Genomic DNA, 694 nt, shown 5'->3' with positions numbered 1-694 from the left:
GGCGCACTACGTCTTCTTCCGCGACAACCCCAAGGGCCGCTTCGCGGAGCGCTGGAGCCACAGCGCCGGCTGCCGCCGCTGGTTCAACGCGATCCGCGACACCGCCACCTACCGCTTCGAGGCCGTCCAGCGCCTCGACCAGCCGAAGCAGGGGACCAAGTGAGCACCCCCTTCCGTACCGCCCAGGGTGGCCGCGTCGACCGCGCCACCACCGTCGAGTTCACCTTCGACGGCCGGACCCACACCGGGCACCCCGGCGACACGCTCGCCTCGGCCCTGCTCGCCGCCGGCCGCCACTCGATCGCCACCAGCGTCAAGCTCGGCCGCCCCCGCGGCGTGGCCGCCGCCTGGGCCGAGGACCCGGGCGGCCTGGTGCAGATCGAGGAGCCCTTCCCCGAGCCGATGCTGCTGGCGACCACCGTCGAGCTGTACGACGGCCTGGTCGCCCACGGCCTGCCCGGCCAGGGCCGGCTGGCGGAGGTCCCCGACTCCGCCCGGTACGACGCCGTGCACCACCACGTCGACGTGCTGGTCGTCGGGGCCGGCCCGGCCGGGCTGGCCGCCGCACTGACCGCCGCGCGGGCCGGTGCCCGCGTCGCGCTGGTGGACGAGCAGTCCGAGGCCGGCGGCGCGCTGCTCGGCACCGACGACGTCCTCGACGGCGCCCCCGCCCTGGAGTGGGTCGCGGGCGCGG

The 694-nt window shown here is 76.7% G+C and carries 2 protein-coding genes; both read left to right on the top strand.

The features are described from left to right. On the top strand, positions 1-163 hold a 163-nt coding region (locus ACI78Z_RS25020; protein WP_457039239.1), incomplete at its 5' end, for a sarcosine oxidase subunit delta. After that, the coding region (locus ACI78Z_RS25015; protein WP_457039238.1) for a (2Fe-2S)-binding protein at positions 160-694 on the top strand (535 nt) is incomplete at its 3' end. The genes ACI78Z_RS25020 and ACI78Z_RS25015, both read left to right, overlap by 4 nt.

This window comes from Geodermatophilus sp. SYSU D01176, assembly GCF_054050015.1.
This window is presented reverse-complemented; position numbering and strand designations above follow the sequence as displayed.